The sequence below is a fragment of the Janthinobacterium sp. HH106 genome, from assembly GCF_001758725.1.
GTDB lineage: Bacteria > Pseudomonadota > Gammaproteobacteria > Burkholderiales > Burkholderiaceae_D > Janthinobacterium.
On sequence record NZ_LRIC01000001.1, the window covers coordinates 153640 to 177520 of the forward strand.

Annotated in this window: 19 protein-coding genes, 1 tRNA gene and 1 pseudogene; 12 read left to right on the forward strand and 9 right to left on the reverse strand. The window is 65.3% G+C overall.

Translation table 11 applies throughout. The features are described from left to right. The first annotated feature begins 39 nt into the window (after positions 1 to 39). From JAB8_RS00685 to JAB8_RS00700, 4 genes are all read left to right on the forward strand, one after another. On the forward strand, positions 40 to 2523 hold the full coding sequence (locus tag JAB8_RS00685; RefSeq protein WP_254679410.1) for an alkaline phosphatase D family protein: 2484 nt from the start codon (positions 40 to 42) through the stop codon (positions 2521 to 2523). 175 nt (positions 2524 to 2698) lie between these two features. Next, positions 2699 to 3619: an EamA family transporter gene (locus JAB8_RS00690; protein ID WP_070287867.1), complete on the forward strand. Its 921-nt coding sequence runs from the start codon at positions 2699 to 2701 to the stop codon at positions 3617 to 3619. A 29-nt stretch (positions 3620 to 3648) separates the two neighbouring features. Further along, complete coding sequence (locus tag JAB8_RS00695; RefSeq protein ID WP_070287924.1) at positions 3649 to 4038, forward strand: methylglyoxal synthase; 390 nt, start codon at positions 3649 to 3651, stop codon at positions 4036 to 4038. Between the two features lie 93 nt (positions 4039 to 4131). Then, a complete protein-coding gene (locus JAB8_RS00700; protein WP_070287925.1) occupies positions 4132 to 5061 on the forward strand; it encodes a quinone oxidoreductase in 930 nt (309 codons plus the stop codon). Between the two features lie 181 nt (positions 5062 to 5242). Here JAB8_RS00700 and JAB8_RS00705 read toward each other — a convergent pair whose 3' ends face one another. Next, a complete protein-coding gene (locus tag JAB8_RS00705) occupies positions 5243 to 5872 on the reverse strand; it encodes a DUF4136 domain-containing protein (RefSeq protein WP_070287869.1) in 630 nt (209 codons plus the stop codon). A gap of 199 nt (positions 5873 to 6071) precedes the next feature. Here JAB8_RS00705 and pepN point away from each other — a divergent pair, with 199 nt between their 5' ends. From pepN to JAB8_RS00720, 3 genes are all read left to right on the forward strand, one after another. After that, positions 6072 to 8726 (forward strand): aminopeptidase N, encoded by a 2655-nt coding sequence (gene pepN, locus JAB8_RS00710; RefSeq protein ID WP_070287872.1) that lies wholly within the window; start codon positions 6072 to 6074, stop codon positions 8724 to 8726. A gap of 135 nt (positions 8727 to 8861) precedes the next feature. Further along, entirely contained in the window at positions 8862 to 9863 is a 1002-nt protein-coding gene (locus tag JAB8_RS00715) for a class 1 fructose-bisphosphatase (protein ID WP_070287874.1), read from the forward strand. Between the two features lie 117 nt (positions 9864 to 9980). Next, positions 9981 to 10056 (forward strand) — tRNA-Thr (locus JAB8_RS00720). 74 nt (positions 10057 to 10130) lie between these two features. Here the strand turns inward: JAB8_RS00720 and JAB8_RS00725 are convergent. The 4 genes from JAB8_RS00725 to JAB8_RS00740 form a co-directional block, all read right to left on the reverse strand. Further along, on the reverse strand, positions 10131 to 10541 hold the full coding sequence (locus JAB8_RS00725; RefSeq protein ID WP_070287876.1) for a cupin domain-containing protein: 411 nt from the start codon (positions 10539 to 10541) through the stop codon (positions 10131 to 10133). Between the two features lie 77 nt (positions 10542 to 10618). Then, complete coding sequence (locus JAB8_RS00730; protein ID WP_070287878.1) at positions 10619 to 11440, reverse strand: AraC family transcriptional regulator; 822 nt, start codon at positions 11438 to 11440, stop codon at positions 10619 to 10621. Between the two features lie 98 nt (positions 11441 to 11538). Next, a complete protein-coding gene (locus JAB8_RS00735; protein ID WP_070287927.1) occupies positions 11539 to 12627 on the reverse strand; it encodes a porin in 1089 nt (362 codons plus the stop codon). 9 nt (positions 12628 to 12636) lie between these two features. Further along, the gene (locus tag JAB8_RS00740; protein WP_070287880.1) at positions 12637 to 14511 is read right to left on the reverse strand and encodes an amidohydrolase; all 1875 of its coding nucleotides are present in this window, start codon (positions 14509 to 14511) and stop codon (positions 12637 to 12639) included. Positions 14512 to 14756: 245 nt separating this feature from the next. Here JAB8_RS00740 and JAB8_RS00745 point away from each other — a divergent pair, with 245 nt between their 5' ends. Together JAB8_RS00745 and JAB8_RS00750 are read left to right on the forward strand one after the other, a co-directional pair. After that, positions 14757 to 15455, forward strand: coding sequence for a YoaK family protein (locus JAB8_RS00745; protein ID WP_070287929.1), 699 nt, complete (start codon positions 14757 to 14759; stop codon positions 15453 to 15455). 8 nt (positions 15456 to 15463) lie between these two features. Beyond that, complete coding sequence (locus JAB8_RS00750; RefSeq protein WP_070287887.1) at positions 15464 to 18538, forward strand: sensor histidine kinase; 3075 nt, start codon at positions 15464 to 15466, stop codon at positions 18536 to 18538. Here JAB8_RS00750 and JAB8_RS00755 read toward each other — a convergent pair. Continuing rightward, a complete protein-coding gene (locus JAB8_RS00755; RefSeq protein ID WP_070287889.1) occupies positions 18512 to 19144 on the reverse strand; it encodes a response regulator transcription factor in 633 nt (210 codons plus the stop codon). The two genes, JAB8_RS00750 and JAB8_RS00755, sit on opposite strands and share 27 nt — an antisense overlap. A 198-nt stretch (positions 19145 to 19342) precedes the next feature. Between JAB8_RS00755 and JAB8_RS00760 the strand changes: the two genes are divergently transcribed. Then, complete coding sequence (locus JAB8_RS00760; RefSeq protein ID WP_070287932.1) at positions 19343 to 20029, forward strand: hydrolase; 687 nt, start codon at positions 19343 to 19345, stop codon at positions 20027 to 20029. Positions 20030 to 20101: 72 nt separating this feature from the next. Further along, positions 20102 to 20383: a XapX domain-containing protein gene (locus JAB8_RS00765; protein WP_070223510.1), complete on the forward strand. Its 282-nt coding sequence runs from the start codon at positions 20102 to 20104 to the stop codon at positions 20381 to 20383. A 23-nt stretch (positions 20384 to 20406) separates the two neighbouring features. On the opposite strand, the gene JAB8_RS00770 is transcribed toward JAB8_RS00765, so the two are convergent. The 3 genes from JAB8_RS00770 to JAB8_RS00780 form a co-directional block, all read right to left on the reverse strand. After that, positions 20407 to 21051: a response regulator transcription factor gene (locus JAB8_RS00770; RefSeq protein ID WP_070287891.1), complete on the reverse strand. Its 645-nt coding sequence runs from the start codon at positions 21049 to 21051 to the stop codon at positions 20407 to 20409. Between the two features lie 8 nt (positions 21052 to 21059). Next, a complete protein-coding gene (locus JAB8_RS00775; protein ID WP_070223507.1) occupies positions 21060 to 21821 on the reverse strand; it encodes a sensor histidine kinase in 762 nt (253 codons plus the stop codon). A 156-nt stretch (positions 21822 to 21977) separates the two neighbouring features. Then, positions 21978 to 22961 carry an alpha/beta hydrolase gene (locus JAB8_RS00780; protein WP_083287513.1) on the reverse strand — a complete coding sequence of 328 codons (984 nt, stop codon included), beginning with the start codon at positions 22959 to 22961 and terminating at the stop codon, positions 21978 to 21980. 184 nt (positions 22962 to 23145) lie between these two features. Between JAB8_RS00780 and JAB8_RS00785 the strand changes: the two are divergent. Beyond that, a pseudogene (locus JAB8_RS00785) lies at positions 23146 to 23478 on the forward strand (DoxX family protein); the annotation flags it as partial. Between the last annotated feature and the right edge of the window lie 403 nt (positions 23479 to 23881).

The window sequence follows — 23881 nt, forward strand, 5'->3', positions numbered from 1 at the left end:
TAAAGTGACGCGCTTTCACCATATCGAGGGCGCGACATCATGGCAAGTCAAATGGACAGGCGGCAATTTCTGAAATTGGGCGGCTTTATTACGGTTTCCGTGGCCACCGTCGGCCTTGCCGCCTGCGGCAGCACCGATCACAGCGATCCTGGCGTGCCGCTGGCCTCGGGCAGCGACTGGAAATTCCCGCAAAGCGTGGCCTCGGGCGATCCGCGCGCCGACAGCGCCATGCTGTGGACGCGCGTCGTGCCAGCCGGTTTCGACGCCGTCGCGCCCGCCGTGGCCGGCAAGTCGGACGTGGCCGTGCGCCTGATCGTCAGCGCCAGCGACAATACGGCCGCCCTGGGCGGCAATACGGCCCTGGCCGGCACGCCCATCGTCGACGCCAAGCTGCCCCTGAAAGCCGATTTCGACAATACCCTGCGCCACAAGGTGACGGGCCTGCAGCCGGGCCAGGTGTATTTTTACCAGTTCATCGCCGGCGACGTGCGCTCCAACGTGGGCCGTTTCAAGACGGCGCCCGCCGCGACCAGCGACGTGTCGCAGCTGCAGTTCGCCTACCTGACGTGCCAGGACTGGAGCATCAACCATTGGGGCGCGCTGTCGCACATCGCCGCCAACGAATCGCTCGATTTCATCGTCCACCTGGGCGATTACATCTATGAAACGGTGGGCGAAGCCTTCCAGAGCGGCGCCGTGGAAAGCCGCCACGACCAGCTGAAATTGCCCGACGGCACGTATAAAAGCGGCACCTCCGGCGCGAAATACGCGACCACGGTGGCCGATTACCGCTACCTGTACAAGAAATACCGCACCGATACGCGCCTGCAAGCCGTGCACGAGCGCTTTGCCTTCATCGCCATCTGGGACGACCATGAATTCACGGACGACGCCTGGCAGGATGCCTCCACCTACGAAGGCATCGTGGCGCTTGATGGCAGCGATCTGCACCAGCCGGCCCGCCGCCGCAGCGCCAACCAGGCATGGTTCGAATACATGCCGGCCGACATCACGTTCGATGCCGCCGCGACAACGTTTCAGAACATCCAGATCTACCGCGATTTCCAGTTCGGCAAACTGATGCAGCTGGTGATGACGGACGAGCGCCTGTACCGCGCCGACCATGCGATCGCCGAATCGACGATCAACCCCGCCACGGGCAAGCCGCTGGGCAGCATCGGCAGCCGCTACCTGGTGCCGCAAGCGCTGTTCGACAGCGTGGAAGGGCAGAAAATGGCGGCCGCCGCCAAGGCTGGCGCCGATCCGCTGAGCGCCGTCGGCATGCTGGGCAGCACCCAGCGCGACTGGTGGAAAAGCAAGATGAAGGCGGCCACCTCGACCTGGAAGCTGTGGGGCAATGAAGTGTCCCTGCTGCGCATGGGCTTGAATGGCACGGATGCGATTGCCACTTTGCTGGCCCTGAGCGCGATGTCGAACGTGGGCCAGGCCATCGCCGGCACCTTGCCGCTGGTGGGCGGCAGCGTGCCGCTGGCCTCAAGCATCGTCGCCGCCTCGACGGCCGGTGCATCGCAGTCCGTGGCGCAAGCGGCGGCCATGGCGATTGCCGGCGCGGCAGCCAATGCCGGCGCGCAGGGCGCCGCTGCCGTGGGCGCCGGCTTGAGCGCGGCCCAGGCCGGCATCACGGTGGCCGCCTACAACAGCGCCACGCCTGCGGCCGCCGCGCAAGTGATCGCCTTCGGCTGGATCAAGCCCGATGTGCAGGCCAAGGGCGCGGCGTCCAGCTTTGTCGCCGCGTCGGGCCAGCAAGCGGCGCTGGCGCCGTTCTTCACGCGCTTCCTGCTCAATTGCGACCAGTGGGATGGCTACAACAGCGAGCGCAAGAATTTGATGGCGCATCTGAAAAACAACGCCATCGGCAACGTGGTCGCCATTACCGGCGATATCCACTCGTTTTTTGCCGGCACGGTCAGCGACGACTTCGACGCGGCCGGCGGCGGCACGCCCGTCATGGTGGACCTGGTCTCGGCCGGCGTCAGCTCGGATTCCTTTTTCAGCTACCTGAAGTCGGCCGCTGCCGCCATGGGCGACATCGGCACTCTCGTCAGTTATCCGTTGGCCATTCCCGTCACGGGCCTGGGCACGGTCAACCTCGACGTCAACCTGCTCGACTACACCATGGGCAAGACGGCGCCCACCGTCGACAGCCTGCTGGAGCAGTTGCGCGTGCAACTGCGCGGCGCCCTGGCCGCCAAGGGCGTGCCGGAAGCGCAGCTCGACGCAACGGTCTCTGCCGTGCAGGCTGGCTTGAAAGCGAGCACTGACTTCAGCGTGACCCTGCTGGGCCTGGCGCAGCAATTGTCCGGCCTTGGCAACAATCCGTGGATCAAGCATTTGAATACGGATGCGCAGGGCTACACGGTGGTGACCTTGACGCCAGGCAAGCTGGTGGCGCAGTTCAAGCAGGTGAATAAACTGATCGGCACGGCGGCGCCGTCGAACGTGATTGCGCGCGTGACGACGGCCACAGTGACGGCGGGCGCGGCGGCGGTGGTGGTGGCGTAAAGGGTAGGTCGGATTAGCGCGGCGATGCCGCGCGTAATCCGACAACATGGTTGGCGGGGATGGGGGGCGGGTTACGTTGCGGTGGTGTCGGGTTACGCCCTTTGGGCTAACCCGACCTACGCCCGACCTACGCCCCACCCACGCCGCCTTTCGCTTTTGCCATTACAATCTGGGCATGAGCTCCAGTTCCCCGCAAGCAACCCCTCCATCTATTCCCCGTTCCGTCTATCTCGGTGGCCTGGCCATCGCCGTGGGCGGGGCGGTGCTGTTTTCCACCAAGGCCATCGTCGCCAAGCTGCTGTACCGCTACCAGATCGACGCCGTCACCCTGATCGCCTTCAGGATGATCTTTTCGCTGCCCGTGTTCGCCGTCATCGCCTGGTGGAAGATGCGCACGGAGCCGCCGTTATCAAACAGCGACCGCTGGCGCCTCGTCGGGCTGGGCCTGGTCGGCTATTACCTGTCCAGCTATCTGGACTTCCTGGGCCTGCAATACATTTCCGTGGGGCTCGAGCGCCTGATCCTGTTTCTCACGCCCACCTTCGTGCTGCTGATTACCACCGTGTACTTCAAGCAGCGCATCAGCCGCCTGCAATGGCTGGCCTTGCTCACTTCGTATTGCGGCATCGTGCTGGTGTTCGTGCACGACTTGCAGGGCGGCGCCAGCAATGTGGCGCTCGGTTCCACCCTCGTACTGGGCTCGGCCTGTTCGTATGCCGTGTATCTGCTGGGCTCGGGCGAGCTGGTGAAACGCATCGGCTCGATGCGCCTGGTCAGCTACGCGATGTGCGTGGCCAGCTTTGCCTGCATCGCTCAATTTTTCATCCTGCGCCCCGTCGAACTGCTGATCCAGCCCATGCCCGTGTATGGCTTGTCCTTGCTCAATGGCATCTTTTGCACGGTGATGCCCGTCTTCATGACGATGATCGCCGTCGAGCGCATCGGCGCGCCCGTCGCCTCGCAGGCGGGCATGATCGGCCCCGTGTCGACCCTGTTCCTCGGTGCCATGATCCTCGACGAACCGATCACCAACTGGCAACTGGCTGGCACCAGCCTGGTATTGGCCGGTATTTACTTGCTGTCGAAAAAGAAATAATTCCTTCACTCACTGAAATGGTCCGCACCATGAAAACACGCATCGCCCTGATTGCCCACGACAAGAAAAAAGATGACATGATTACCCTGGCGGGCGAATACCTGGACTTTTTGCAGGGCTGCGAACTGTCGGCCACGGGCACCACGGGCGGCCGCCTGATCAACGAGCTGGGCCTGGCCGTCGAGCGCAAGCATTCGGGCCCGTTCGGCGGCGACTTGCAGATCGGCTCGCTGCTGGTGGAAGGCTTGATCGATTGCGTGATTTTCCTGCGCGACCCGATGACGCCGCAGCCGCACGAGCCGGACATCAACGCCCTGGTGCGCGCCTGCGACGTGCACAACGTGGCGTGCGCAACGAATCTGTCGTCGGCGCATTTGGTGCTGTCGCAGCTGCAGGCGCGGGCCAGCGCGGCCGCCTGACGTTTTTCCCGATTCTTCTTCAAGGAGCATATTGTGAGCGCAACGATTACCACCAAAGCCATTCGCGTACAGCGCGTGGGCGGCCCGGAAGTGATGGAATACGTGGACGTGGAACTGCCGCCGCCCGGCCCCGGCGAGGCGCGCGTGAAACACGAGGCCATCGGCCTCAATTTCATCGACGTATATTTCCGCACGGGCTTGTATCCGCAGCCGCTGCCGAATGGCTTGGGCGTCGAGGGCGCGGGCATCGTCGAGGCGGTGGGCGAGGGCGTCACGGAAGTGAAGGTCGGCGACCGCGTGGCGTATGCGGCGCGCATCAATGGCGCCTATGCGCAGCAGCGCAACCTGCCGGCGGCCCTGCTGCTGGTGCTGCCCGAGCGCATCGGTTTTGATACGGCCGCCGCCATGATGCTGCAAGGCTTGACGGTGCAATACCTGTTCCACCGCACGGTGGCGCTGAAGGCGGGCGATACCGTCCTGTTCCACGCGGCCGCTGGCGGTGTGGGCCTGATCGCCTGCCAATGGGCCAAGGTGCTGGGCGTGAACCTGATCGGCACGGCCGGTTCCGATGAAAAGGCGGCGCTGGCCAAGGCGCACGGCGCGGCCCACGTCATCAACTACAACACGGAAAACTTCGTCGAGCGCGTGCGCGAGATCACGGGCGGCAAGGGCGTCTCCGTGGTCTACGATTCCATCGGCAAGGACACGTTTACGGGCTCGCTCGACTGCCTGGCGCCGCTGGGCATGATGGTCAGCTTCGGCAACGCTTCCGGTCCCGTGCCGGCCTTTACGCTGAGCGAACTGGCCTCGCGCGGCTCGCTCTTCATCACGCGCCCGGCCCTGTTCAGCTATGCCTCGAACCGCGCCAACCTGGAAGAGATGGCGGCCTCGCTGTTCGGCGTCGTCAGCAGCGGCGAAGTGCAGATCGAGATCAACCAGCGCTACAGCCTGGCCAATATCGCCCAGGCGCACGCGGACCTGGAAGGGCGCAAGACGACCGGTTCGACCATCATCGTGCCATGAGCGGCCCACATGACGGCGCGCCGAAGTTCGGCCGCCTGCTGCTCGTGCTGTTATTGGCCGTGGCCCTGATCGGCGCGCTCACCTTTGCCGCCGAGGCGTATTACTCATAGGCATAAAACAGGCATGAAAAAACCGGCTGGCGCATCGCTGCACCAGCCGGTTTTTTTGTCTTGCCACGAAATTATTCTATTTTCACTTCGACCTTGCGTGGCACGCCGCTCTGGCCGGGGAAGTCGGCAAAGGCGCTCGCCACCATGGCGGGCATCACTTGCGACGTGGCGCGCTTGTTGCTGGTCGATTGCACGGTCACGTCGTACAGTTTCTTGCCGCTGCGGTCATTGATCGTCACACGCAATTCGCGTTCGTACTTATGGCGTACGCTCTCTTCCATTTCCAGCGGGCCATACCAATAGGGGTTGTAGCCGAAGCGGCCATAGCCTGGCCATGCGCCGTAGCGGTAGCCGTAGCGGCCAGGCCAGTAGCCAGGACCATACCAGAATGGGTCGGTGGCTTGCAGCACGCGCTCAGGATAGTCGACGGTGGAAAAATGCATTGCCACGCGCAAATTGGCTGCCGCAGGGCCGGAAGCCTCGCCGAAGCCGTGCTTGGCCAGTTCCGCGCGCACCAGGTTCTGGTAGCTGCGGTATTCCAGCGTGTCATTTTCGGCATCTGGCGTTTCAAACGCATACGATTTGTCCTGCAATTGCGCAGGCCACTCATGGAAGACGGTCACATCGCTGCGTATGGTGGTGGCGCATCCGGTCAGCAACACGGTCAATGCGGCCATCATGATGGTGAGATATCGTTTCATTGCATGACCTCCTGATTAGTAGACGCAATTCATCGCTTAGTATTATAAGAATAGTTCTATTTGTTTCTATTCATTATTACAGAATGTTACCTGGTATGTCGGCGTGTAAGGGAATCCAACATTCCTGAGCTGAATCGCGACTATCGGGGGGCTGGTGTTGGTAAAATAGGCTTTTGCCTCCGCTCCCACCCAAATCCCTATGCGCACAGACAGCCCTCAGACGATTTACCGCAAAGATTACACGCCGCCCAGCTTCCTGGTCGACAGCGTCGAACTTGGTTTCGATCTTGATCCCGCCCGCACAGTGGTGGCGAGCCGGATCCGCATGCGCCACAACCCGGCCAGCACCAGCCGCAGCATCGAATTGCACGGCGAACACATCGAACTGGTGATGGTGCGCCTGAACGGCAAGCAGCTGAAACCGTCGCAATACAAGCTGACGGCCGGCATGCTGACCATCCCCAAGGCCCCGGACGATGTTACGCTCGATATCGAGACCGTGCTGGCGCCGCAGGACAATACCTCGCTGTCCGGCCTGTACGTGTCGAACCATAATTTCTTCACGCAGTGCGAAGCGGAAGGCTTCCGCCGCATCACCTTCTTCCCGGACCGCCCGGACGTGATGGCCAAGTACACAGTCATGCTGCGCGCCGACAAGGAACACTATCCGGTGCTGTTGTCGAACGGCAACCTGATCGAAGAGGGCGACCTGGGCGACGGCCGCCATTACGCCAAGTGGGAAGACCCGTTCAAGAAGCCGTCCTACCTGTTCGCCCTGGTCGCCGCGCGCCTGGTATGCCAGGAAGAGCGCTACACGCTCCAGTCCGGCCGCGAAGTGCTGCTGCAGGTGTGGGTGGAAGAGGGCAACCTCGATAAGACCGATTACGCCATGCAGTCGCTGAAAAACTCGATCCGCTGGGACGAGGAACGCTTCGGCCTGGAGCTGGACCTCGATCGCTTCATGATCGTCGCCGTGGGCGACTTCAACATGGGCGCCATGGAAAACAAGGGCCTGAACATCTTCAATACCAAGTACGTGCTGGCCAATCCGCGCGTGGCGACCGACGTCGATTACGCGGGCATCGAAGCGGTGGTGGGCCACGAGTACTTCCATAACTGGACCGGCAACCGCGTGACGTGCCGCGACTGGTTCCAGCTGTCGCTGAAGGAAGGCTTGACCGTGTTCCGCGACCAGGAATTCTCGGCCGATATGATCGGCACGGACACGGGCCGCGCCGTCACGCGCATCGACCAGGTGCGCACCCTGCGCCAGGCGCAGTTCCCCGAAGACGCGGGCCCGATGGCCCATCCCGTGCGTCCCGACTCTTTCGTCGAGATCAATAACTTTTATACGGTCACCATCTACGAGAAGGGCGCCGAAGTGGTGCGCATGTACCAGACCCTGGTCGGCCGCGACGGTTTCCGCAAGGGCATGGACCTGTATTTCGAGCGCCACGATGGCCAGGCCGTGCAGTGCGACGACTTCCGCGCCGCCATGGCGGACGCGAATGGCCGCGACTTTACCCAGTTCGAACGCTGGTACAGCCAGGCCGGCACGCCCGTCGTCACCGCTTCCACGCGCTACGACGCCGCCAGCCGGACGTTCGAGCTGACCCTGGCGCAAAGCTGCCCCGCCACGCCGGGCCAGCCGAAAAAACTGCCTTTCCACATTCCCGTCACCGTTGGCTTGCTGGCTGCCGATGGCAGCGACCTGCCGCTGCACGTGGATGGCGTGGCGTCGAACGGCGCTGCCAGCGTCGTGCTGGAATTGACGCAGGCGTCGCAGACCTTCCGTTTCACGCATGTGACGGAAGAACCCGTGCCATCGCTGCTGCGCGATTTTTCCGCGCCCGTGGTGCTCGAATACGGCTATACCGATGCGGAGCTGCTGCACCTATTCCGCCACGACAGCGATCCCGTGAACCGCTGGGAAGCGGGCCAGCGCCTGGCCATGGAGCGCCTGCTGAAACTGACCGCCGCCGTCGCCGCCGGCGAGACCCTGGCGCTGGACGACACCTTCATCGCAGCGCAGCGCGCCTTGCTGGCCGACGACACCCTCGATCCTGCCTTCCGCGAGCTGGCCCTGATCCTGCCGTCGGAAACCATCATCGCCGAGCGCATGGCGCAAGTCGACCCGCAGGCGATCCATGCGGCGCGCCAGTTCATGCGCCGCACCATCGCGGCAGCCCTGAAACCTGAATTGCTGGCGCAATACCACGCCAACCAGACGCCGGGCGACTACAGCCCCGACGCCCTGTCGGCCGGCAAGCGCGCGCTGAAAAACCTGGCCCTGTCGTATCTGCTGATCGCGCCCGAAGCGGCGGAGCTGGATCTGGCGCGGCTGCAGTTCGACAATGCCGGCAACATGACGGACCGCGCCGCGGCGCTGGCGGCGCTGATTCATTCCGGCTCGCAGCCGCATGCGCAGGCGGCCTTGACCAGCTTCTATACCGACTTCGAGAACGAAGCGCTGGTGGTCGACAAGTGGTTCGCCATGCAGGCGGCCGCGCCGACGACCGACGTGCAAGCCGTGCGCCAGCTGATGACGCATCCGGCCTTCACCTTGAAGAATCCGAACCGCGCGCGCAGCCTGATCTTCAATTTCACCAACGGCAATCCATCGCAATTCCATGCGTCCGACGGCAGCGGCTACGCCTTCTGGGCCGAGCAGGTCATCGCGCTCGACGCCTTGAACCCGCAAGTGGCCGCGCGCCTGGCGCGCTCCATGGAGCGCTGGCGCCGTTACGTGCCGGCGCTGCAAAACCACATGCGCACGGCGCTGGAGCAAGTCGCCGGCCAGGCCAGTTTGTCGAACGACGTGATGGAAGTCGTTTCCAAGGCATTGGCCAATTGACGGCTGTCGGATGACGCCCTGCGGGCTGATCCGACCTACACGGCGTCATGATTTCGTAGGTCGGCTTGGCGCCAACGGCGCGCAAGCCGACAATCACCGCACGAGACGTATTTAAAACACTAACTAAGGGGTTTCATGAAACGCATCAGTCTTACGCAATACCTGGTTGAAGAGCAGCGCTCGAACAACAGCATTCCGGCCGAACTGCGCCTGCTGATCGAAGTCGTCGCGCGCGCCTGCAAAACCATCAGCCACGCCGTCGGCAAGGGCGCCCTCGGGGAAGTGCTGGGCACGGCCGACACGGAAAACGTGCAGGGCGAAGTACAGAAAAAACTCGACATCATCTCCAACGAGATTTTGCTCGAAGCGAACGAATGGGGCGGCCACCTTGCGGCCATGGCGTCGGAAGAAATGGAATCGATCCACCCGATCCCAAACCGCTATCCGAAGGGCGAATACATGCTGCTGTTCGACCCATTGGACGGCTCGTCGAACATCGACGTCAACGTCTCGATCGGCACCATTTTCTCGGTACTGAAGGCGCCGGACGGCATGGGGCAGCCGACGGAGAAGGATTTCATGCAGGCGGGCAGCAAGCAAGTGGCGGCCGGTTACGCCGTGTACGGCCCGCAAACCATGCTGGTGCTGACCTTCGGCAATGGCGTGAATTGCTTCACCCTGGACCGCGAAATGGGTTCGTGGGTGCTCACGCAAAGCAATATGCAGATTCCGCCGACGACGAAGGAATTCGCCATCAATATGTCGAACGCGCGCCACTGGCATCCGCCCGTGAAGCGCTATGTCGACGAACTGCTGGCCGGCGACACGGGCCCGCGCGGCACCAATTTCAACATGCGCTGGATCGCCTCGATGGTGGCCGACGTGCACCGCATCCTGAACCGCGGCGGCATCTTCATGTACCCGGCCGACCTGCGCGACACCTCGATGCCGGGCAAGCTGCGCCTGATGTACGAAGCGAACCCGATGGCCTTCATCGTCGAGCAAGCCGGCGGCGCGGCCACCGACGGCCAGCAGCGCATCATGGACATCGCCCCGCACAAGCTGCACCAGCGCGTGCCCGTTTTCCTCGGCTCGAAGGACGAAGTGGCCCGCGTCACCGCGTATCACGCCGAGTAAAAAAGCCGCACTTTTCCACGATTTTCAGCGGCCCGCAGCCGGGCTGCTAAAAAAATGCAAAAAAGTTCGCGTTGACACTAGCAAATTTTGTGCATTGTTTGTAGAATGTGGGTCTTCGCCGTTGTAGCTCAGTTGGTAGAGCAGCACATTCGTAATGTGAAGGTCGCCAGTTCGATTCCGGCCAACGGCACCAGGTTTCATCAGAAAGCCCGCTGACTTGCAAAAGTCAGCGGGTTTTTTGTTTTTGTCACTGTTATCTTTCCTGCTTCAAATCCACTGATCGTTCTCCAAAGTGCGCTCGCCCGCGTCGCCGTCGCCCGTGTTGACCACGCCGCGCGGCTCGATCAGCAGCAGCCTGGTTTCGGCGAGGGCGCACGGTTTATGTTCGACACCCTTGGGCACCACGGCCATCTGGCCGGCAGTGAGCACGATGGCGTGTCCTTCCGCGTAGCCGGGGCCGCGCAGGGCGATGCGCAATTCGCCGTCCAGCACGATGAAGGTTTCATCCGTATCGGCGTGCCGGTGCCATTGGAATTGGCCCAGTACCTTGACGACCTTGAATTGGTAGTCATTCATTTCGGCGATGACGCGCGGCTGCCAGTGCCCCTCCAACAGGGAGACCTTGCCTGCCAGGTCGATGGACCGGCCCTGGCCGCGCGTGGTGGTGGTGATAGTCATGCTGTGCTCCGTTCAAGTGGCGATACAGCCAGAATACGCAGGCGCCTGCCGGCCGTATTGAACGATCGTGGGTGTTTTCAGCCTTGGCCGCTGGCGTAGCGCAGCCAGCGGCCAGGCGTCAGTCCATGGGTCTTCAGGAAATGCCGCGTCATGTGGCTCTGGTCGGCAAAGCCTGCGGCCATGGCGGCCGAGGCGAGCGTGCTGCCTGCCAGCAGCAGGCGCCGCACCATTTCCAGGCGCCGCATCGTCAGATAGCGGTACGGGCTGGTGCCGTAGAAGACGCGAAAGTCGTGCGACAGGCTCCAGCGGTCGCGTCCCGTTGCCGCTTCAAGCTGCGCCAGCGTGACGGCGTGGGTGCAGTGCGCCTGCAAATAGTCGCGCGCGCGCCGCGCCGCCAGGAAGTCGCCTTTTGGACGTTGCGCCGGCGTGCCGGCCGCCGCCGCCAGCGCATGCGCCAGCTCGGCCAGCGCCTCGCTCTGCTCCAGCGCTTCGAGCGGGCGGCCGTCGTGCGGCAGCAAGGCGGACGTGGCCGCCGCCAGGCGGGGATCGGTCGACACGCCGCCTTCAATGAAGGGCAGCGCGCGTCCGCCCAGCACATCCTGGAACAGCGCCGGTTCGATATACAGCATGCGGTAGCGGAAGCCGGCGTCGGTGCCCGCCTGGCCATCGTGCGCCTCGTCCGGGTGCAGGATCATGGTATTGCCGGGCAGGCTGTCGCGCTGGCCGCGGCGGTAGCTGAAACGCTGCACGCCCGCCAGCGTGCGGCCGATGGCGTAAGTGTCGTGGCGGTGCATGGCATAGGCCTTGCCCTTGAACCATGCCTCGATGCGTTCGACCCCTTGTACCGGTTCGGCGCACTTGACCCAGTCGCTGCGCGCTGGCGCTGGTGCTCGCTTCATGGTGTTTGTCTTTGGATGCCCGCCCTGGTTGCCGATTGCTGACTGTACCCGCCGCGCGCGGGGTTGTCCACGAAAACCGCCGTATTGGAAATCGTGGCTCAGAAATTGTGCCGGATTCCCAGCGCCACGCCCGACAAGGTGGCGCCCTTGGTTGCTGCGTCGCGTCCCAGGCTGTTGATGGCAAAGTCGGCGACGCCGTTGCTGCCGTTGGCCAGGCACGTGTAGTAGGCATACAGGCTGCTGCGTTTCGACAGCTGGTAGTCGTAGCCGGCGGTGGCGTGGGTGGCGCCCGTACCGGTTCCCGCGCGCACCGTGCCGATGGTTTCCAGCGCGCCGCCGCTGGCGCTTTGGGCATGCGCCAGGCCGAAACGCAAGCCATGGGGACCGAACTGGCGCGTGGCGGAAAAGTAGGCCGTGCGGCGGCGCAGCTCACCCGTGGGCGTCGCATAGCGCAGGCTTTCCACTGCCACCGCCAGTTGCGTGGCGCTGTCGATCCGCCAGGCGATCGCCAGCTTGCTGCCACGGTCGGTCAGCCCGCGTCCCTGGTAGTCGTGATGGTCTTCCTGCGCCAGGGTGGCGTACAGGGCGCCGCCGTCGTAGATCAATGCGGCCGAAGTCAGTGCCGGATGCGCGCCGCTGGCGGGCCGCTCTTCCCCCATGCCGCGCGCCACGCGCAGCGACCAGCCTTGCCATGGCGGCGACCAGTAATGCAGGCTATTCTGCTGGCGCCGGTCGAACGAGTAGGTGTTGCTGGTATTGCTATCGTTCGAGGCGGAGCCATTGCCCATCAAGCTCATGTAGCCGGCCGTTGTGGGGTAGAACGGGTCGAGCGCGGATGTGGCGCTGTTGTAGGGCAGGGTCCAGTTGCCGCCAAACAGCGTGCCCCACGGTCCGGCAATGCCGACGCGCGTGTCGCGCGCGGCCAGGCTGCCGGCGCCCGAGTCGGGTGCCAGGGTGCCCTCGACCTGGAACAGCGCCTGCCAGCCGCCGCCCAGGTCTTCGCTGCCGCGAAAACCGAGCACGGAGCGGTTGTTGGAGACGCGCTGCACGCTGTCGCCGCTGCCGGACGAGTGCAGCGTTTCGAGCGCCACGTTCAGGCGGCCGTACAGCTGCACGTTTTCCTGCGCCTGGCTGGGCAGGGCGGCCGCCAGCGCCAGGGCGCCTGCAGCGCATGAGAATGCACGCATCACCATGCCTCAAAACGCAAAGCAGCTGCACCCCAGCGCGCCCCAGAAGCCGGAGTGGCTGGAGACGGGCACGGAACTCTTGCGCGCCACGTCGTGGGCGTGGGCGTGCACGCCGCAGGCGCCCTGGCACTGGTGCTGTTGCATGGCGCTGGTCTTTTGCGGCGGCGCGGCGCGGTAGTGGCCGGCCACGTTTTTCACGGGCGACCAGTCGGGCAGCACCGGGATGGCTGGCGGCGCCAGATGGGAAAATTCCGCCTGGCCGTAGACGATCTTGCCGCCGACGATGGTGAGCACCGATTCGATCGACTTGATCGCCTCTTCATCGATGCTGAAAAAATCCGCGCTCAGCACGGCCAGGTCGGCCAGCATGCCTTCCTGGATGCGGCCCTTCTTGCCTTGCTCGCTCGAGAACCAGGCGCTGCCCGCCGTCCACAGTTCCAGCGCCGTGTCGCGCGACAAACGGCTGCCCGCGTCGTACAGGCGCAAGCCGCCCACGGTGCGGCCCGATACCAGCCAGTACAGCGCCGTCCACGGGTTGTAGCTGGCGACCCGGGTGGCGTCCGTGCCGCCGCCCACGGGCACGCCCGAGGCCAGCATGCGGGCGATCGGCGGCGTGGCCTTGGCCGCTTCCGCGCCGTAGCGGTCGACGAAGTATTCGCCCTGGAAGGCCATGCGGTGCTGGATGGCGATGCCGCCGCCCAGCGCCTTGACCCGGTCGATGTTTTTCGGCGTGATGGTTTCGCAGTGGTCGAACATCCAGTGCAGGCCGTCGAACGGGATATCGCGGTTGACCTTTTCAAAGACCGTCAGCATGCGGTCGATCGATTCGTCGTAGGTGGCGTGCAGACGGAAGGGCCAGCGTTTGGAGACCAGGTGACGCACCACCTTTTCCAGTTCGTCGTCCATGCCGGGCGCCAGGTCCGGGCGCGGCTCAAGGAAATCTTCGAAGTCGGCGGCGGAAAACACCAGCATTTCGCCGGCGCCGTTATGGCGGTAGTAATCGTCGCCCTGGCCCGGCGTGACCATCTCCGTCCATTTTTCAAAATCCTCCAGTTCGCGGCCCTTGTTTTGCGTGAACAGGTTGTAGGCGATGCGGATGGTCAGCTGCTCCTTTTGCGCCAGTTCCTCGACCACCGCGTAGTCTTCCGGATAATTCTGGAAGCCGCCGCCCGCATCGATGGCGCTGGTGATGCCGAGGCGGTTCAGTTCGCGCATGAACTGGCGCGTGGAATTGACTTGCAGTTCGCGCGGCAAGGTCGGGCCCTTGGCCAGGGTCGCATACAGTATCATCGCGTTCGGCCGCGCGATCAGCATGCCGGTCGGGTTGCCCGATGCATCGCGCACGATCTCGCCGCCGGGCGGGTTCGGCGTATTTTTGTCGTAGCCGACCACGCGCAAGGCGGCGCGGTTCAAGAGGGCGCGGTCGTACAGGTGCAGGATGAAGACGGGGGTATCGGGCGCGGCCGCGTTGATTTCGTCCAAGGTCGGCATGCGCTTTTCCGCGAACTGGAATTCGTTCCAGCCGCCGACCACGCGCACCCACTGCGGGTTCGGCGTGCGCAAGGCCTGATCCTTGAGCATGCGCAGGGCGTCGGCCAGCGAGGGCACGCCTTCCCAGCGCAGTTCCAGGTTGTAGTTCAAGCCGCCTCGGATCAGGTGCAGGTGCGAGTCGTTCAGGCCGGGAATGACGGTGCGGCCACCGAGGTCGATCACGCGGCTGTCCGGCTTGCGGTGGCGCATGACGTCGTCGGCATCGCCGACGGCGAGGAATTTGCCGTCGGCGATGGCCACGGCGCTCGCCTGCGGGCACGACTTGTCGACGGTGTGGAAGCAGCCGTTGATCAGTATCAGCGGCGCGGCGGAGGAAAGGGTCGGTTCGGTCATGATGCGGCTCCATGGTGGCAATGCGGGGGGAGGCCGGGGCGCGGCCAGGATCTGCGGTCAGTGTAGCCCAGGGCCCGGGAGCGGACACGGGTCAAAAGATCAGGTATGGCAGGTATGGCGGCGCGCCGACTGGTCTAAGGGCGGGTGCGGCGGCGCGCGACATGGATTACCATGCCGGCAGTAGCGGCTGGGCATGCGTCCGGATGCATTTTTTATCGCGGTTTACCGCATCGCAGGGAGTCCTCATGGATCAAGCACCACACAGCCGTTTATACGGCACCAGCCTGGGCTTTTTGGCCGGGTATGTCGATACGCTGGGCTTTATCGCCCTGTTCGGCCTGTTTACCGCCCATGTCACGGGCAACTTCGTGCTGATCGGCGCCGCGCTGGCCGAACCGACGCGCATCCCCATCCTGCTGAAAATCCTCGCCTTTCCCGCTTTTATCGCCGGCATCGTCGTCACGCGCCTGATGGTGCTGGCCATCGAGCGCCGCGGCGGTCCGGCGCTGACCCTGGCCTTCCTGCTGCAATGGATCTTGCTGGCTGGTTTCATGGTGTTCGGCGTGCTGGCCGAGCCGGTCGGCAAGGAAGTGGGCACGCTGGCGATGCTGGCCGGCTTGCTGGGCACGGCCGCCATGGGCGTGCACAGCGCCACCAGCCGTCTGCTGCTGGCGCATCTGGCGCCCACCTCCATGATGACGGGGAACGTGACGCAGATCGTGCTCGACACCGTCGACGTGCTGCGCGGCGCGGCCGATGGGGGCACGCGTGCGCGCTGCGGGAAGTTTTTCTGGCCGCTGCTGGCCTTTGCGCTGGGCGCCATCGCTGCCGGCTTTGGCTACCTGGTCTTCGGTTTCGCGGCGCTGGCCGTGCCGCTGGTGCTGCTGGGCGGCCTGATCGTGGTGGAGCAGCGTAGCGGTCGGACCGCCGTGCCCGTGTCCTGACAGCCGCCATGCGCGCCTTCCTGCTGTGGCTGATGTTCATGCTGGCCAGTCCTTGCGGGCTGGCCATCGATGCCGCACGCGGTATCCATCAGCTGCAGCACACGCGCTGGACGGCCAGTGACGGCGCGCCCGACGATATCATCGTCATGGCACAGGGCAATGACGGTTTCCTGTGGCTGGGCACGCATGCGGGCGTGCGCCGTTTCGACGGCTTGCGCTTCGAGCCCGTGCGCGTGCGCCAGGGCAGCTTTCCCGATACGGTGGCGCTGGCGCTCAAGCGCGCCGCCGACGGCGGCATGTGGATAGGCTGGCAAGTGGGCGGCATCAGCCACGTCAAGGATGGCGTGGTGCGCAATTATGCCGAGCCGCAGGGCGTGCAGGCGGGCGCCATCTGGGGCTTTGCCATCGGCGGCGACGGCGCCGTGTGGGCGGCCGGCGTGTCCGGCATCTCGCGCTTCGATGGCCGGCGCTGGCAGGCGATGGGACCGGCGCAGGGCTACACGGCGCAAAAGGCGTCCGCCGTGTTTGCCGACCGCGATGGCCGCATCGCCGTGTTCAGTGAAAAAGGCCTGTTCATATGGCAGGCGACGCAGTCGCGCTTCGCGCCGCCCATCGGCCGGCTCGACCTGCGCGCGCCGCCGCAGCAGGGGCCGGACGGCCGCATTTATTTGCTGGAGATGCGCGGCATCCGCATCATCGAGTCGCTGGAACGCTACGAGCAGCTCGATCATCGGTGGATTTACCGCGATACGAGCGGCACCAGCGGCAGCATGCTGGTCGACCGCGCGGGTACCTTGTGGTTCGACAGCCAGTACGGCTTGCACCGCACGCGCAGCGGCGGCGCGCTGGCGCCGGGGCAGCTGGGCATCAGCAGCGACACGGAATCGTTCCTGCCGCGCGATGGCTTGAGCAATGTCCTCGTCGGCTCCATGTGCGATGACAATGAAGGCAATGTCTGGGTTTCCACGTACGGCGGCCTGGACCGTTTCCGCCAGGCCGCGCCCGTGGTCCTGCGCACGCGTGCCGCGCCCGATGTGGCCGAAGTGTTCCGTACCCAGGAAATGCTGGCCGGGCCGGCAGGCGCGATGTGGCTGTCGCGCGACGACGTCCTGGGGCCGCTGCTGCTGGCGCGGGCCGACGGCACGGTGCTGCGCGCGCCGCGCCTGGGGCCCGTCAGCGCCATCCTGGCAGCGCCAGGCGGCCTGTGGGTGGCGGCCCGCGCGGGCCTGCAGCAGCTGGCCGGCGAGGATGGGCGCGTGCTGCGCACGATCGCCTATCCATCGGGCGCGGCCGCGGTCAAGCGCATGCGCGCCGGCGTGCTCGCGCCCGATGGCAGCATCTGGGGCGTGTTCAGTGGCGCCGGGGTTTTCCAGTACCGCGACGGGGCCTGGCGGCGCGAACCGCTGCTGCCCGATGGCGGCGCGAAAGTGCCGCTGGCGCTGCTGGCCGACGCGGCCGGGCGCCTGTGGCTGTCGTATGCCGATGGCAGCGTCGCCATGCTGGAAAAGGGGCGGCTGCGCACCTTCGGTCCCGCGCAGGGCCTGGACCTGGGCAAGATTCCCATGCTGATCGAATATCACGGGCAGGTGTGGGCAGGCGGGCAGCGTGGCGTGGCGCTGTGGCGCGGCGGCCGTTTCGTTACCCTGCGCAGCGAGCCGGCCAGCGCCACCGAGGGCGTGGTGGGCCTGCTGCGCGCGCGCGACGGCAGCCTGTGGCTCAATCACGGCAGCGGCGCCGCGCACATCTCCGCCGCGCAAGTGGACCTGGCGCTGCGCGACCCCGCCCATGCCATGCGCGCCACCTCGTACGACGCCGTCGATGGCTTGAACGGCAGCATCGGCATGCTGCACAACCGCTCGGTGGCCGAAGCGGACGATGGCAAGATCTGGTTTTCGCGCCAGAGCGCGACGTTCTGGATCGATCCGCGCCAGGCGCTTGCGGCCTTGCCGGCGCCGCGCGTGGAAATCGGCGCGCTGCTGGCAGACGGCCGGCGCGTCGATCCGCCCGCAAGTGCCGGCCTGCAGCTGGCGGCCGGCACGCGCGACGTGCAATTCCATTACAACGCCGCCAGTCTGGGCACGCCGGAGCGTTTGCAGTTCCGCTACCGGCTCGACGGCTACGATACGCAGTGGCAGCAGGCGGGCGGGCGGCGCCTGGCGCAGTACACGGGCCTGGGTCCGGGCAGCTACCGCTTCGAAGTAATCGCGGCGAATGGCGACGGCGTGGACAGCGCTGTGGCGCAACTGCCGTTCCGCGTGCTGCCCGCCTTTTACCAGACATGGTGGTTCCGCAGCCTGTGCGCGGCGCTGCTGCTGGCCGCCGCGTACGGCGCCTACCGCTGGCGGCTGCGCCAGCACGCCGCGCGCCTGCAGGTGCGGATGGAGGCGCAACAGGCCGAGCGCGAACGCATCGCGCGTGAGCTGCACGATACCCTGCTGCAGGGCACGCAGGCGATGATCCTGCACTTTCACAATGCCAGCATGGCCATCGCCGAGGATGATCCCGCGCGCGCCGCCATGCTGCGCGCGCTCGACGATGCCGACCGCATGCTGGGCGAGGGGCGCGACCATGTGCACGACCTGCGCGCCGGCGACGATGGCGGCGCGCGCTGGAGCGCCATCCTGCGGCGCGAAGGCGAACGGCTGGCGGCGCAGCACGGCATCGTGTTCCGCTATGCGGAGGAGGGCGAGGCGCGCATGCTGCATGCGCGCGCCGCGCACGAAATCTACCGCATCGCCAGCGAAGCGCTGCGCAATGCCTTCCAGCACGCGCGTGCGCAGGTGGTCGAGGTGGCGGTGCGCTATGCGCGCGGCGGCATCGAACTGGTCGTGCGCGACGATGGCCAGGGCTTGCCGCCGGTGGTCGCGGCGAACGGACAGATTCCCGGACACTGGGGCATGCCCGGCATGCGCGAGCGCGCCGCCAGGCTCGGTGCGCGCCTGTCCGTGGACGGGCGCGACGGGTGCGGCACGCAGTGGCGCCTGCGGGTACCGGCGCGGCGCGCCTGGCCTGCGGCGCACGGGACCTTGCGACGCTGGTGGCAGCGCTGGCGCCGTTCAGGCGTCGAGGATGCCGCGCCGTAGCGCGATGGTGACGGCATGGGTGCGGTCCCTGGCGCCCAGCTTGGCCAGGATGGTGCTCATGTGCGCTTTGACGGTTTCTTCCTTGATCTGCAGCAGGGCGCCCGTCTCGCGGTTGGAATTGCCTTGCGCGACCTGCTTGAGCACGTCCAGTTCGCGGTTCGACAGCACGTCGCTGCAGGCATACAGGGCCAGCTCCGCCTCGATCTCGGGCGTGATGTGGCGCCGTCCCGCGTGCACGTTCTGTATCGCCGCCAGCAATTCGTGGCGCAGCGCGCTTTTCAGCACATAGCCGCACGCGCCCGCGCGGATGGCGCGCAGCACCTGCGTATCGCCCTTGTAGGTGGTCAGCACGATGATGCGCGCTTGCGGATGGCGCGCGCGGATGGCGCCGATGGCATCGAGGCCGCTCATGCGCGGCATCTGCAAATCCATCAGCGTGACATCGGGCTGCAGCGCGTCAAATTGCTGCACCGCCTGCTGGCCATCGGTGGCCTGGCCCACCAGCGCCACGCCGGGAAAGGCGCGCAGCAGGGCCGCGATGCCATCGAGCAGCAATTGGTGGTCGTCGGCGATGAGCACGCGTATCGCTGCCGTATCGCTGCGCATGACGTTGCCTGGCAAAGAGGAGTGATCGATCAAGAGTCGTCGGAAGATGGTAAGCAAAAGGTATTTTACCGCAGCGCCCGCCAGCCTGCAGAGGGGGATTGCTCGGGGGGAGCCTATATTTAGATAGTGGTGCGGGCACGCCGCCAGGCATACGATGCACGGCAGTACCCACTCAACCCTTTCTTCATGGATGACATCATGACCAATCCGAAACTGGAAGTCCTTACCCCCGACAATTGCCAGATCATCTTCATCGACCAGCAGCCGCAAATGGCGTTCGGCGTGCAGTCGATGGACCGCCAGGCGCTGAAAAACAATACCGTGGGCCTGGCCAAGGCCGCCAAGGTGTTCAACATCCCCACCATCATCACCACGGTGGAAACGGAAAGCTTCTCCGGCCACACCTATCCGGAACTGCTGGACGTCTTCCCCGGCAAGGATATCCTCGAGCGCAGCTCGATGAATTCGTGGGATGACCAGAAGGTGCGCGATGCGCTGGCCGCCAACGGCAAGAAAAAAGTCGTCGTTTCGGGCCTGTGGACGGAAGTGTGCAACAACAGCTTCGCCCTGTGCGCGATGCTCGAAGGCGATTACGAGATCTACATGGTGGCCGATGCATCGGGCGGCACTTCGAAGGAAGCGCACGACTACGCCATGCAGCGCATGATCCAGGCCGGCGTGGTGCCCGTGACGTGGCAGCAGGTGCTGCTGGAATGGCAGCGCGACTGGGCCCACAAGGCGACCTATGATGCCGTCATGGCCATCGTGCGCGAACATTCGGGCGCCTACGGTATGGGCGTCGATTATGCCTACACGATGGTGCACAAGGCGCCGCAGCGCATCCATGGCGAACACGCCACCCTGGCGCCGGTGCCGGCCAGGTAAACGCCGCACGGCCATGCCATGCGCCGCGCGCCTGACCGCGCGCGGCGTTTTTTTTATTGAAAGGAATGCGCCATGAAGTTATATGTGATTTCGCTGGCCGTGGGCTTGCTGGTTGGCATCATCTATGCCGTCCTGCAGGTACGCTCGCCGGCGCCGCCAGCCATTGCCCTGATCGGCCTGCTGGGCATGCTGATCGGCGAACAGATCGTCCCCAGCGTCAAGCGCCTGATGGCGGGCGAAGCCGTGACGGTATCGTGGCTGCGCAGCGAATGCGTGCCGAAGATCAGCGGCGTGGAAGCGAAACCGACAGTGGCCAAGGCCCGGTCGCAGCAGCAGGACGACGGCGCCGCCTGAACCCCGCCTGCCGATTCAAAACGCTAGAACGCGCCCAGCAAGCCGCGCCGGGCGGCCACCGTGGCCGCCTCGGTGCGGCTTGATACGTTGAGCTTGGTCAAAATATTATTTACGTGAAATTTGACGGTGCCCACCTCGATGCCGGCGCTGCGCGCGATCATCTTGTTGCTCTTGCCCGCAGACAGGTGCAGCAGGATGTCGTGCTCGCGTTTCGACAGGCGGTTCGCCTCGATGCGGCCGGCCTGCTGCGCCGCCAGTTCCGGCGGCAGATAGTGCCTGCCGGCGGCCACCTGGCCGATGCATTGCGTCAGTTGCAGGAAGCCGGAATCCTTCAGCAGGTAGCCGCGCGCGCCGGCGCGCAGGGCCCGGTGCACGCTGTCCTCGCCCTGGTAGGTGGTGAGGATGACGATCTTCGCTTGCGCATCGTCCGCGCAGATGCGCTCGATCGCCTCGACGCCATGCATTTCCGGCATGTTCAAATCCATCAGCACCACGTCGGGCCGCAGCTCCCGGTACAGCGCCACGGCGGCGTGGCCCGTGCCGGCCTGGCCCAATAAGCGCAAGCCGGGCAGTGACGCGATCAGCGAGGCCAGGCCGGCCAGGATCAGCGGGTGGTCGTCGGCGATCAGCAGCGAAATAGGGGCAGCGTTGTCGCGGGGCGTGTGCATGCTTGTGCTCATGGTGCTGGCAGGGTGAAGTGGAAGACTGTGCCATGGGGCGCGCCGGGCGCATGCCACAGGCGGCCGCCATGCGCGTCGAGGATGCGGCGGCAGATGGCCAGGCCCATGCCCATGCCGTCCGGCTTGCTGGAATACAGGTCGTGGTACAGGCGGCCGACCGCCTGCGGCGCGATGCCGGCGCCATTGTCGGCGATGCTGAAATGCTGCACGCCCTCATCGAGGCGCGAGGACAGCAGCACCGTGCGCGGCCGGCCACGGGTGCCCTGCAGGGCTTCGATGGCGTTCATCAGCAGGTTCAGGAGGACTTGCCGGAATTGCACCGGGTCGGCATGCAGCAGCGGGCGGCCCGGCGCCAGCCGCGTTTGCAGGTCGATGGCGTGGCGTTGCAGCGGCGCGCGCAGCAGCGGCAGCAGCTCCTGTACGGCGTCGTCGGCGACAAACTGCACATGGCTGCCCGGCGCATGGCAGGCCAGGCCATGCACGCTGCGCAGCACGGCGCTGGCATGGCTGCCGGCGCTGGCGACCAGGGCCAGCGCCGCGCGCGCCTCGTCGAGGCGGGGCGGATCGTGGTCGAGCCAGCGCAAGGCGGCATCGGCATTGAGCGCGATGGCCGCCAGCGGCTGGCGCACCTCGTGCGCGACCGATGCGGCAAATTCGCCCATGCCGCCCATGCCGCCCATGCCGCCCATGCCGCCCATGCGCTGGGCCTGCGCCAGGCCGGGGTCTTGCTGTTGAGGGAAATAATGCATGCTGGCCATCGCCGTGCTCCTGTGCTGTCGCGGCGTATGCCGTATTGCAACAAGTATGCATGGCATCGTCGCCGGGGCACTTATACGAATGGGGGAGGCGGACGGTTTTTTTGCAAGGCAGGGGCGGGAAACACCGCCGGGCGGGCCGGCGGTGCGAAGAGCGGATCAGGACTTGATAAAGGCCAGCAAGTCTTCGTTCAGGCGGTCCTTGTGGGTGGCCGGCAAGCCGTGCGGCGCGCCTTCATAGATGACCAGCCTGGCGTTCTTGATGAGCTTGGCCGCAGCCTTGCCGGAAGCGTCGATCGGCACGATCTGGTCGTCGCCGCCGTGCACGACCAGGGTCGGCACGGAGATTTTCTTCAGGTCGGCAGTGAAATCCGTCTCGGAAAACTGCTTGATGCAATCGTAGGCGTTCTTGATGCCGCACTGCATGCCCTGCAGCCAGAAGGTGTCGCGCATGCCTTGCGACACCTTGTTGCCGGGACGGTTGGCGCCGAAGAAGGGCACGGTCAGATCCTTGAAGAATTGCGAACGGTCGGCCAGCACGCCGGCGCGGATGCCGTCGAAGACGGACATCGGCAAGCCGCCGGGATTGGTGTCCGACTTGACCATCTGCGGCGGCACGGCGCCCACCAGTACGGCCTTGGCCACGCGCTTTTCGCCATGCCGGCCGATATAGCGCGCCACTTCGCCGCCGCCCGTCGAATGGCCGACCAGAGTCGCGCCCTTGATGTCGAGCGCGTCGAGCAGGGTGGCCAGGTCGTCGGCGTAGGTATCCATGTCATTGCCCTGCCATGGCTGGCTCGACAGGCCGTGGCCGCGGCGGTCGTGCGCGATCACGCGGTAGCCGTGGCTGGCCAGGAACATCATCTGGTCTTCCCAGGCGTCGCCCTGCAATGGCCAGCCGTGGCTGAAGACGACGGGCGTGCCCGTGCCCCAGTCCTTGAAATGGATGACGGTGCCGTCCTTCACGGTGACCTTGTTGACGGTGAGCTTGCCCGGCGCGGCGGCGGCGGCAGCGGCAGGCTTGGCGGCGGCGCTGGCGCCACCGGCGGCGGCCAGCACGCACGCACCGGCGGCGACACCGGCGACGCTGACGAGCAGCTTGCGGCGGGAATTGACTTCTTCGGCTTCGATTTTCTTCGACATGATGTTTTCCTTCGGGGATGGGGGAGGGGCCGCTTACGGCCTGGACCAGTGATGGCAGCGGCCAGTCTAGGCCTTCGCGCGCGCCGGCGCCTCTGCCAAAAGACCAGTCGCGCCGGGTCTTCCGCCTGCCTATGATGGCTGGCGGCGGCGCGCCGCGCCGCTTGCCTTTCCCACTGGAGCGAAGATGAAGAAACACTGGATGGCGGCGCTGGCCGGCCCCTTTTTACCCGATGCCGGCCTGCTGTTTGCGCGCGTGGCGGGCGTGCTGCTGGTGCTGCACGTGCACGGCTTGCCCAAGCTGCTGCATTTTTCCGAGGAACTGGCGCACATCGACGACCCGCTGCACCTGGGCCGCGCCGTCACCTTGTACTGCGCGCTGTTCGCGGAAATCCTCTGCCCGTTGCTGGTCGCCGCCGGCCTGCTGACGCGCCTGGCCTGCCTGCCCCTGCTGTTCCTGCTGGGCGTGTCGATGCTGCTCGTGCATCCGGACTGGAGCATCGCCGATGGGCAGTTCGGCTAGCTGCTGATCATCGTCTTCGGCACCATTGCCATCAGTGGCGCGGGACGCTATTCGCTCGATGCGCGGTTGCGGGCGTAATCGGTGATGTCAACGATGTGTCGGGTTACGCTCCGCTAACCCGACCTACGCCTAAATAACACCATTTCACCCCGATCCCCGTCCGCCCCACCAGGCCGGCGGGGATTGTTATTTCCATCAGGAATTTAAGTCTGTACTTCAAGGTGTGGCAGCGCACGGTGGCGCGCGGCGGACGCGGTTAAGGTAGTGCCAACAGCTTGCTGCTGATCCAGCATTTGATATGGCTCAGCCCGGCAGCGTTTAGCCGCTTCTTTTTCCCAGAAGCGAGGAGAATCATGATTCGGTCACGGCATCGAGCATGGTTGATTTATTCACTATTAAA

Coding starts and splice junctions, on each gene's coding strand:
- JAB8_RS00730 (WP_070287878.1), bottom strand. CDS start 11,440: ATGAAGCGAGCACCAGCGCCAGCGCGCAGCGACTGGGTCAAGTGCGCC.
- JAB8_RS00705 (WP_070287869.1), bottom strand. CDS start 5,872: ATGAAACGATATCTCACCATCATGATGGCCGCATTGACCGTGTTGCTG.
- JAB8_RS00725 (WP_070287876.1), bottom strand. CDS start 10,541: ATGACTATCACCACCACCACGCGCGGCCAGGGCCGGTCCATCGACCTG.
- JAB8_RS00740 (WP_070287880.1), bottom strand. CDS start 14,511: ATGACCGAACCGACCCTTTCCTCCGCCGCGCCGCTGATACTGATCAAC.
- JAB8_RS00775 (WP_070223507.1), bottom strand. CDS start 21,821: ATGGCCAGCATGCATTATTTCCCTCAACAGCAAGACCCCGGCCTGGCG.
- JAB8_RS00690 (WP_070287867.1), top strand. CDS start 2,699: ATGAGCTCCAGTTCCCCGCAAGCAACCCCTCCATCTATTCCCCGTTCC.
- JAB8_RS00745 (WP_070287929.1), top strand. CDS start 14,757: ATGGATCAAGCACCACACAGCCGTTTATACGGCACCAGCCTGGGCTTT.
- JAB8_RS00780 (WP_083287513.1), bottom strand. CDS start 22,961: ATGTCGAAGAAAATCGAAGCCGAAGAAGTCAATTCCCGCCGCAAGCTG.
- JAB8_RS00750 (WP_070287887.1), top strand. CDS start 15,464: ATGCGCGCCTTCCTGCTGTGGCTGATGTTCATGCTGGCCAGTCCTTGC.
- JAB8_RS00735 (WP_070287927.1), bottom strand. CDS start 12,627: ATGCGTGCATTCTCATGCGCTGCAGGCGCCCTGGCGCTGGCGGCCGCC.
- JAB8_RS00695 (WP_070287924.1), top strand. CDS start 3,649: ATGAAAACACGCATCGCCCTGATTGCCCACGACAAGAAAAAAGATGAC.
- JAB8_RS00685 (WP_254679410.1), top strand. CDS start 40: ATGGCAAGTCAAATGGACAGGCGGCAATTTCTGAAATTGGGCGGCTTT.
- JAB8_RS00770 (WP_070287891.1), bottom strand. CDS start 21,051: ATGCACACGCCCCGCGACAACGCTGCCCCTATTTCGCTGCTGATCGCC.
- JAB8_RS00760 (WP_070287932.1), top strand. CDS start 19,343: ATGACCAATCCGAAACTGGAAGTCCTTACCCCCGACAATTGCCAGATC.
- JAB8_RS00700 (WP_070287925.1), top strand. CDS start 4,132: ATGGAATACGTGGACGTGGAACTGCCGCCGCCCGGCCCCGGCGAGGCG.
- JAB8_RS00765 (WP_070223510.1), top strand. CDS start 20,102: ATGAAGTTATATGTGATTTCGCTGGCCGTGGGCTTGCTGGTTGGCATC.
- JAB8_RS00755 (WP_070287889.1), bottom strand. CDS start 19,144: ATGCGCAGCGATACGGCAGCGATACGCGTGCTCATCGCCGACGACCAC.
- pepN (WP_070287872.1), top strand. CDS start 6,072: ATGCGCACAGACAGCCCTCAGACGATTTACCGCAAAGATTACACGCCG.
- JAB8_RS00715 (WP_070287874.1), top strand. CDS start 8,862: ATGAAACGCATCAGTCTTACGCAATACCTGGTTGAAGAGCAGCGCTCG.